The organism is Nonomuraea antri (assembly GCF_013283785.1).
Classification (GTDB): Bacteria; Actinomycetota; Actinomycetes; order Streptosporangiales; family Streptosporangiaceae; genus Nonomuraea; species Nonomuraea antri.
In genome coordinates this window covers 46397-55161 of record NZ_JABCPZ010000047.1, presented here as the reverse complement: position 1 = coordinate 55161, position 8765 = coordinate 46397, and the positions used below count along the sequence as shown (strand labels likewise).

The 8765-nt window shown below is 73.6% G+C and carries 7 protein-coding genes; 3 read left to right on the top strand and 4 right to left on the bottom strand.

Translation table 11 applies throughout. The features are described 5' to 3' along the window. Positions 1–126 precede the first annotated feature (126 nt). Genes HII36_RS17975 through HII36_RS17965 form a run of 3 tightly spaced genes read right to left on the bottom strand, consistent with a single transcriptional unit; the run spans position 127 to position 3496 of the window. Positions 127–1548 (bottom strand): S41 family peptidase, encoded by a 1422-nt coding sequence (locus HII36_RS17975; RefSeq protein WP_328807762.1) that lies wholly within the window; start codon positions 1546–1548, stop codon positions 127–129. Beyond that, positions 1545–2609, bottom strand: a complete 1065-nt coding sequence (locus HII36_RS17970) for an ABC transporter permease (RefSeq protein ID WP_173524350.1) — start codon at positions 2607–2609, stop codon at positions 1545–1547. The genes HII36_RS17975 and HII36_RS17970 overlap by 4 nt, the downstream gene beginning before the upstream one ends. Further along, complete coding sequence (locus HII36_RS17965) at positions 2606–3496, bottom strand: ABC transporter ATP-binding protein (protein ID WP_173524349.1); 891 nt, start codon at positions 3494–3496, stop codon at positions 2606–2608. Before HII36_RS17965 ends, HII36_RS17970 begins: the two co-directional genes overlap by 4 nt. Positions 3497–3748: 252 nt before the next feature. On the opposite strand from HII36_RS17965, the gene HII36_RS58670 reads away from it, so the two are divergent. Then, positions 3749–5095, top strand: coding sequence for a sensor histidine kinase (locus tag HII36_RS58670; RefSeq protein WP_328807761.1), 1347 nt, complete (start codon positions 3749–3751; stop codon positions 5093–5095). Beyond that, positions 5092–5769: a response regulator gene (locus HII36_RS17955; protein WP_173524348.1), complete on the top strand. Its 678-nt coding sequence runs from the start codon at positions 5092–5094 to the stop codon at positions 5767–5769. Before HII36_RS58670 ends, HII36_RS17955 begins: the two co-directional genes overlap by 4 nt. 33 nt (positions 5770–5802) lie before the next feature. On the opposite strand, the gene HII36_RS17950 is transcribed toward HII36_RS17955, so the two are convergent. Continuing rightward, positions 5803–7269 carry an alpha/beta fold hydrolase gene (locus tag HII36_RS17950; RefSeq protein WP_173524347.1) on the bottom strand — a complete coding sequence of 489 codons (1467 nt, stop codon included), beginning with the start codon at positions 7267–7269 and terminating at the stop codon, positions 5803–5805. Between the two features lie 185 nt (positions 7270–7454). Between HII36_RS17950 and HII36_RS17945 the strand changes: the two genes are divergently transcribed. Continuing rightward, positions 7455–8759, top strand: coding sequence for a sensor histidine kinase (locus tag HII36_RS17945; RefSeq protein ID WP_217369652.1), 1305 nt, complete (start codon positions 7455–7457; stop codon positions 8757–8759). The last annotated feature ends 6 nt before the right edge of the window (positions 8760–8765 follow it).

The window sequence follows — 8765 nt, the reverse complement described above, 5'->3', positions numbered from 1 at the left end:
GGTGACGGGTCCGGCCGGCGTGGCCGGCCCGGCGGCTCTGGGCGGGGCGGGCGCGGAGCACGCGGACGCGGCGAGCAGGGCCAGCCCCGCGGCGACCGCCGGCAGGTGTCTCATCGGGCGTTCCCTTCACTCGTGCAGCAGGGTCAGGGCCCTGGCCAGGGCGGGGTCGCGCCCGGCGGCCGCGTCCTCGGGAGTCAGGGGCACGTCGTGGTCGGGCGGCACGCCGATCCGGTCGACGACCTCGCGGTTCGGCCCCAGGTGGTACCTCGTGGGCAGGCTCAGGACGGTGTTGTCGGCGAGCAGGTACTTCCGCACCGGCCCGGAGACCAGGCCGGCGGTCCTGGCGCCGACCAGCGGGCCGGCCCGCAGGTCCTTGACCGCGGCGGCGAAGTGCTCGCACGCCGAGGCGCAGCCGCGGTCGACGATCACCACCAGTGGCAGGCCGAGCAGCGCGACGGTGTCGTCGGTCCGCAGGCTCTGGCAGGCGTCGTCGGCGGTGCAGTGATAGGCGGTGACCGCGCCGTGCACGAACGCGCTCAGCAGCCGGGTCGCTTCCGTGGCGCTGCCCGCGCCGGCGCCGCGCAGGTCGAGCACGACACCGGACAGCGTCCGGCCCTTGCGCAGCCGGGAGATCGCCCGCGCTGTCCGATCCGCGGAGTCGGGCGGGAGGCCGGTCGCGCGTACGTGGGCGATGTCGTCGTCCAGCAGCTTCGACCGCACCACCCGCAGGTCGGAGAGGTCCTGCTGGAACAGGCCGGGCTGGAGCGTCACGCTCCAGCGGCGGCCGGAGCGGGGCCGCAGCAGGGTCAGCTCGACCGGGCGCGCCTCCGGGTAGCGCGGATAGAGGGCGCGGATCGCCGGGGTGGCCCGCCGGTCGATGAAGGGCGCCGAGCCGTTGATCGACTCGATGACGTCGCCCGGGCGCAGCCCGGCCGCCTTCGCCGCGCCAGCCCGTACGGCGATGACGAACAGCGGCGGCACGGCGGCGTCGAGGTCGCCGGCCGCCTGCGACGCGTTCACGTTCGCCTCGAGGCCCAGGCCGTAACCGTCGCCGTCGTGGTGGTCCGGCGGCTGCTCGACGTCGTGCGCCCAGGAGGCGTGCTCGTCGTCGAGAGCGGCCACGATGGCTTCGAGGGTGACGACGCCGAGCCGGTCGCGCAGGTCGGGCACCTGGCCGGTGATCCTCCGGTAGACGGTTTCGAAGGCGGCCCAGTCGGCTTTCCTGTCGCCGGTCAGCGCCGGGAACCGCGCCTCGGGCAGGTCTCGTCCGGCGCGGTGGAGCTCCCGGGTCAGGGCGGCGAATCCGGCGGTGAGCAGGGAGCGGGCGTCCAGCGTTGCGCCCTTGTAATGGTTGCCGAGTACGCAGAAGTACGCCTGCTCGACGACGTCGATCGTGGTGGCGCTCTTCTTGCCAGGGGCGCCCGTGGGAGGCGCGCAGACCGTGCCGGCCGCCGTGCCGCTCTCGCCGCGCGGCGGCGCCGGCGCCGTGCACGCCGTCATCAGGAGGAAAGCGAGCCCGGCGGACGCGACCCGGACGACGGCGGTCACGACAGGCCTCCGCGTATCCGCCTGAAGCAGAGCCAGGTGAGCCCCAAGGTGAGCAGGGCGTAGATCCCGGTCTCGATCCACTGGAAGGGCCAGAAGCGCGCCAGCGGCTGGTAGGTCGCCCGCTGCCGGTAGCCGAGCCGGTTGATCTCGGCGGTGCACGCGTCGGTGCCCAGACCGCCCATGGGGGCGCAGGGTCCCGACGTCGTGGAGACCGGGACGGACCGCGCGATCGTCGAGGACGGCCCCGCCGCTCCGTGACCGCCGCCGGCCCGTCCGGATGGGGCGACCAGGTCGCTGGACAGGACCCAGGCGCCCGCGTGGCCGGGCACGGCCGACGTGCTCAGGAAGATCTGTACGGCGCCGCCCTGCGGCACGAGGCCTTCCACGTTCGTCCGGCCGAGCTCGAACGCCGACGTGACCGGGGGCAGCAGATGGGGCCGGACCAGCAGCGGCATGGCGACCTGGATCGCGGCGAAGGCGATCAGGGTGAGTGCCATGGCGGGCAGGGTGCGGCGCACCAGCACGCCCAGGGTCACGCCCAGGACGAAGGCGAAGGCCGCGTACCCCATCGGCGTGATGCCGCGCGCGCCGAACACCAGCGGAGCCATGCGCGCCATCTCCGGCACGGCCGACCGGTCCAGCGGATCGGACCACCAGGTGACCGCCAGCGCGCACACCCCGGCGGCGGCCATGGCGGCCAGGCCGGTGAGCCCGAGCTTGACCGCCAGCCAGCGGGCGCGGGTGACGCTCTGGTTCCACACCAGCAGGTGCGTGCCCGCCTCCAGCTCACGCGTGACCAGCGGGGCGCCCCAGAAGAGCCCGGCCAGCGCCGGCAGGATCAGCACGACGAGGGTGAGCGCCAGGAAGGGGATCTGGTGCTCGCCGAAGAACCGGTCGAAGAAGTCGGCGCAGGTGTCGTCCGGGGCGCAGGCGGCGATTCCGGCGGCGTAGCGGGAGGCCAGACCCGGGCCGGACACGGCCAGGGCGATACCGAGGACGACGAGCACGGCGGCCGTCATCGCGGCCGAGCCGCGGAACTGGCGCCAGGTCAGCCAGATCATCCCCGCACCTCCTGGGCGGCCCGCCGGTGCTCGGCGGCGCCCCGGTCCAGGTAGGCCAGGACGAGGTCCTCCAAGGTGATCCGGCTGACCGTCCGGTCCGGGTCGCTCATCGGGGCGTCGGCCCTGACCACGAACGTGCTCCGCCGGTCGGTGTGCCGGGCGGAGACCACGTACTGGCCGGCGGGCGGATCGCCGGGATCGCGGCGCGGGCCGGTGATCCGGTGATGGGCGGCCACCAGCCGGTCGGTGCTCCCGGCGATCTGGACGCGGGAGTCGACGAGCACGACCAGGTAGTCGCAGACCCGTTCCACGTCGGAGACCAGGTGGGAGGAGAAGACCACGCTCAGCCCGTGCTCGGCGGCGGCCTCCGTCAACCCCCGCAGGAACTCGTGGCGGGCCAGCGGGTCGAGCGCGGCCGCGGGCTCGTCCAGGATCAGCAGGTCGGGCCGTTTGGCCAGGCCCAGGGTGAGGGCGAGCTGGGCGCGCTGACCGCCCGACAGCCGGCCCGCCCGATGCGCGGGGACGAGGCCGAGCCGCGCGATGCGTTCCCGCGCCATGCCGTCGTCCCAGCGGGGGTTGAGCCGGGCGCCCAGCCGCAGGTGTTCGGCGACGGTCAGGTTCGCGTAGACCGGGGTGTCCTGGGCGACGAACCCGACCTTGGCCAGTTGCGCGGACGTGCCTCCCGGCCGGCCGCCGAGCACGGTGATGCCGCCCGCCGTCGGTTCGAGCCGGCCGCAGGCCAGCTTCAGCAGGGTGGACTTGCCGGCCCCGTTGGGGCCCACCAGCCCCACGACGTGGCCTGCCGGGATGTCGATGGTGCACTCGCGCAGCGCCCAGCGCCCGCCGTACTTCTTGCCCAGTGCCTGGGCTCGCAGAACAGAGGTCACACTATGCCCTCCTGTGAACGGCGCCTCGATCGTCGAGGCATGCCGTACGGGGCCGCGGTCGCACCACGGCCTGGTGCCGGGAACGAAGCTAGGCGCGGCCCCCACCGGCGCGCTTCGGCCGTGCTGCCGAGATCATCTGGCGCTGGAGAACGAGGCGCGGCCGGGTCATCCTCGCGACCTAGTTCTGAAGAGCGGGCGGTCCCGTCACGCCGGCCGATGTGGAACTTACCGGGCAGGCGTGACAATGTGCCGGTGGAGACCAGCGAACGACGGCCGTGGTGGCGGCGGGTGCTCGACCTGTACCGCCGGCTGAACGAGGACGACCCGGCCCCGGACGCGCCAGGGCGGAGCGGCGGCGGGTCTCCGCGACCGTCTCGCCGGGCCCTCGTCTTCGACGTGGTGTTCGCGATCGTCCTGACGGTCCTCGCGGTGACCGTGGCGGCGCAGAATCCGGCGATCGGCGGCGCGGCGCAGCAGCCCGGAGTGATCGAGAGCCTGCGGTTCCCGGCCGACCCCCGCCTCCCCTTCCCCAGCCCGGCGGAGCTCTCCGCGCAGGTGCGGCTTCCGTACCAGGAGGCGCCCGCGTTCCTCGTGGCGCTGACGGCGTTGCCGCTGGCGGTGCGGCGCCGCTACCCGCTCGTCGCCTTCTGGACGGTGCTGCTCGCGACACGGGCCACCCACGCGGACGCGACCTGGATCACCGTGCTGACGTGCGCGATCGCCGCCTACGGCGCCATCGCGCACAGCCGCAACCGGGTCCTGGCGATGGGTGGCCTGGTGCTCGCGGGCGGGCTGCTCGGCGCCGGGTTCGGGGACGTCACGCCGGTGCTGCCGGGCTGGACGGGGCCGTTCTTCGCCCTGCTGGGCGTCGGCGTGCTCGGCAACTTCGTGCGCTTCTGGCGGCGGCGGCTCACCGCGATGCGGCAGGAGCAGGCGGACGCCACGCGCCGGGCCGTCGCCGAGGAGCGCGCCAGGATCGCCGCCGAGCTCCACGACGTGGTGACCCACAATGTGAACGTGATGGTGATCCAGGCCGGCGCCGCCCGCAGCGTGATGGACGCGGCGCCGGAACAGTCGAAACAGGCCCTGCTCGCGATCGAGTCCGGCGGCCGGGCCGCCATGGCCGAGCTGCGCCACGTCATGGGCCTGCTCGCCGGCCCCGGCGGGGAACGCCTCGACGGGCCCGCCGACGGGCTCGAACCCCAGCCCGGGCTCGACCGGCTCGACGCCCTGATGGACCGGGTCCGCGCCGCCGGCGTGCCGGTGGACGCCACGGTGTCGCCGCCCGGGCCGCTGCCTCCGGGGATCGACCTCGCCGCCTACCGGGTCGTGCAGGAGGCTCTCACCAACACGATCAAGCACGCGCCCGGGGCCGCCGCGTCCGTGACGATCGGCCAGGACGGCGACCGGCTGGAGATCGAGGTGACCGACACCGGCGGCACCCGCGGCACCCGCGGCGCCAGGCCCAGGACCGGCGGCGGCAGGGGACTGATCGGGCTGCGCGAGCGGCTCGCCGTCTACGGCGGAACCCTCGACGCCGGACCGGCGGCCGGGGGCGGATACCGGGTCAAGGCCCGCCTCCCGTGGCGGACCGCATGACCGAGCCCCTGCGCGTCGTCATCGCCGACGACCAGGCGCTGGTCCGCACGGGATTCCGCATGATCCTCACCGCCAACGGCATCGACGTGCCCGCCGAGGCCGCCAACGGGGACGAAGCCGTCGCCGCGGTCCGACGTACCAGGCCGGACGTCGTGCTCATGGACATCCGGATGCCGCAGATGGACGGACTCGAAGCCACCCGGCGCATCCTCGCAGGCGGCAGTGCGGACACCCGCGTGCTGATCCTCACCACCTACGACCTCGACCACTACGTGTACGCCGCGCTCGCCGCGGGCGCGAGCGGGTTCCTGCTCAAGGACGTCTCGCCCGAGCACCTGGTGGCCGCGGTACGCCTGGTGCGCTCCGGCGACGCCCTGCTCGCCCCCACCATCACCCGCCGCCTGGTCGAGCGTTTCGCCCGCCGCGACGACCTCAAGCCCATCGTCCACCGCGAGCTGTCCGAGCTGACGCCCCGGGAACTGGACGTGCTGCGCCTGCTGGCCACCGGCCTGAGCAACGCCGAACTCGCCGAGCGGTTGTCGCTGAGCGTGGCCACGGTGAAGACCCACGTCGCCGGCATCCTGGCCAAGCTCGGCCTGCGCGACCGGGTCCAGGCCGTGGTGGTCGCCTACGAGACCGGCCTGGTCTCTCCCGGCGGCGCCGAGCGTCGGTGAGGTCATGCCGCGGAGAGCCGTTCGACACGACTGTCATTCGGCGGGGCAGGTGGTGCCCGGCTCGGCCGGCCTGAGGTCGGTCAGGTACGTGGTGGCGTGTCGGATGGGGCACTTCTTGCCCGACAGGTACAGGACATGGCCCGGCCCGTCGTAGCCGATGGTCACCGATCCCGGGATCATCCTGGTGAAGCTCTCGGTCCACGCGTAGTCGCCCCACGTGCTGCCTGCTCCCAGGAACGGCGGCAGGCCGCGAGCCGGCAGCGGGCGGGACGGGTTGGCGACAGGCAGCGGCCAGCCGGTGCAGCCGAGCGCGTCGAACGCGGCTCCCCCGAAGTTCGGCGAGACCTTCCGCGCCTGGCGGCGGAACTTCTGCAGCTGCGCGTAGCCGCGGTAGCCACGGTCATCCGCGCAGGTCATCGCCAGGACCCCGGGCGCGGCCCAGATCCGTGCGTTGCCGAGAGCGAAATCGGCGAAGCCCGACCCGTCCCCGCGCCGGGCCTTGTCGACCGCCGCGGCGAAGGCGAGCCACCGCGAGTCGTCCGGTCCGGGGTCGCTGATGAAGCCGAAGCTCCGCAGGTGCCATCCGGTCAGCTCGCCCTTGCCGAACTCGGACGACGTGACCGGGATCGGCCTGCGGTCGGCGTCCCGGATGAGCTTGCGCCAGACCGCGCCGGCGTCCTGACCGTGCAACGCGCAGGCGGGGGTGTCCGCGCACCAGGTGGTGAAACGGGTGAAGACCCGTTCCAGGACGGGCAGAGCCCGCAGCGTCTGCTCGGGCCAGCCGTCGACCTGGTTGATCGTCCCGTCGAGATACATGGCGCGGATCCGCTGCGGGAACAGCCGGGCATAGGCGCCGGCGGCCACTCCTCCGTAGGAGTTGGCCATGAAGCTCAGCCGCTCCTCGCCCAGGGCCTCGCGGACCGCGTCCATGTCCCTGGCCACCGACAGTGCGTCCAGGTGGGCGAACAGCCCGGTCTTGTCCGCGCTCCGGCAGGCTTCGAAGGCCCTGGTCATCGCCGCGGCCATGGCCTTGAACCGCTTCCGGCTCCGCGGGTCGGACAGCGACGTTCCAGGCCGCATGCACGACGGGGGCATCTGATCACGCCACACGGTGGCGCGTGGCTTGTAGGCGACGAGGTCGAACCTGCGCCGCAGTTCGGTGAGGTCGGCCGCGCCGCTCTTCAGGTCCTCGATCCCGTCGGCCCCGGGACCGCCGGGGACGCCCAGCACGCTGCCGATCCGGTGCGCGGGCTCGGTGGCGGGCAGCCGGGCCAGGTCCAGTTCGACCTTCGGGCCGTCCGGCTCGGCCCAGTCCACGGGCACCTCGATCGCCGCACATTGCATGCCGGCCGGTATGCCCTGGCCGGCGCAGTCCTGCCAGGTCGGCTGCGTATCCGGGGCGGCGGAGGCTCCCGGGGTCATCCCCGCCAGCGCCGCCGCCACCGTCACCCCGATGATCGCTGCTCTGGTTCGACCGCGCCGCTGCTTGGTTATCGTCATGGTGATCACTCTGGTTTCGCCGACCGGATGGCCACCACCGGGACGTCCTCCGTGTTGGTTTCGGGATGTCCCCCACGGGCTGTCCGGGTGTTGGCGCGCGGGCGGTGTCCGTCAGGCTTGGACGGCGCGCGGCGTGCGGCGTGTGCTGGCCGGTGTCCGGCGTTCGGTGTTCGGCGAGGAGGAGCGTGGACAGGCAGGCGGAGAGGTGGCGGGTGCTGATCGCCGCTCCGGTGCGGGCGCGATCGCGGCGTGAGCTCGCTTACGTGCTGACGTTGCCGTTCCTGGTGGTGACCGGTCTGGTTCATCTCGTTCTCATGCTGCTGAGCGTCATCCTCACGGCGAATCTCGTCGGAGTGCCGATGCTGGCCCTGAGCGTGATGGCGGGCAGACGGCTCGGCACGGCCAATCGACGGCTGGCACGAGCGTGGGCCGGGGTGCGGGTGCCCGATCCCGGCCCGTTCCGTGCCGGGCCGGGCCTGGTGAACCGGCTCGGCGCGGCGCTCGGCGACGTGACGGGATGGCGCGCCGTCATCCACGGCCTGCTCCGGCTGCCGGCGGCCGTGGTCGCCGGTGCGTCCGCCGCCGGGTTGTGGGGAGGTGGCCTGCTCCTGCTCGGCTGCCCCCTGTGGGGGCGGTTCGCCGCCTTGGCCCACCTGTCTCCTCCAGGCTGGCCGGTCGCGGCGCTGCTGAGCGCCGCCGGACTGGCGCTGCTGCTCCTCGCTCCGTGGGGCGTTCACCTCGCCCTGGGCCCCGAGCGCATGCTCGCCCGTACGCTGCTCGGGCCCGCGCCGGGCGACACCCGGATCCGCCGGCTGGAGCAGGCACGGGCGCTGGCGGCGGAGGACGCGGTCGCCAGGCTCCGCCGTATCGAGCGCGACCTGCACGACGGGACGGCGGCACGACTGGTGACGCTGGCCATGAGCCTGGGCATGGCCAAGGACGAGCTCGAACAGGCCGAGCAGCACGAACATGATGAGCAGCATCAGCAGCAGGAACGGCTCCAGCGCGCCCGCGTCCTCGTCGACAGTGCGCACCGCAGCGCCAAGGAGACCGTCGCCGAGCTGCGTGACCTGATCCGCGGCATCCACCCGCCGGCACTCGACCAAGGGCTGGAAGCAGCCCTCGCCACGCTCACCGCCCGGAGCCCGATCCCCGCCCGGTTCGCAGCCGACCTGCCCGAGCGACCGGCTCCCGCCATCGAGGCCATCGCCTACTTCTGCACGACGGAACTGCTCGCCAACGTCGTCAAGCACAGCGGCGCCAGGCACGCCGCCGTCGAGGTCCGGGCGCGTAATGGACTCCTGACCCTGCGGGTGCGCGACGACGGCACCGGGGGTGCGGTGATCGGTGCCGGCGGCGCGGCGATCGGCGCCGGATCCGGCTTACGCGGGCTGGCCGCCCGGGTCCAGACATTTGACGGCATGATCGACATCCAGAGCCCGCCCGGAGGACCTACGGTGATCACAGCCGAACTCCCCTTGCACATCTGAACGGAG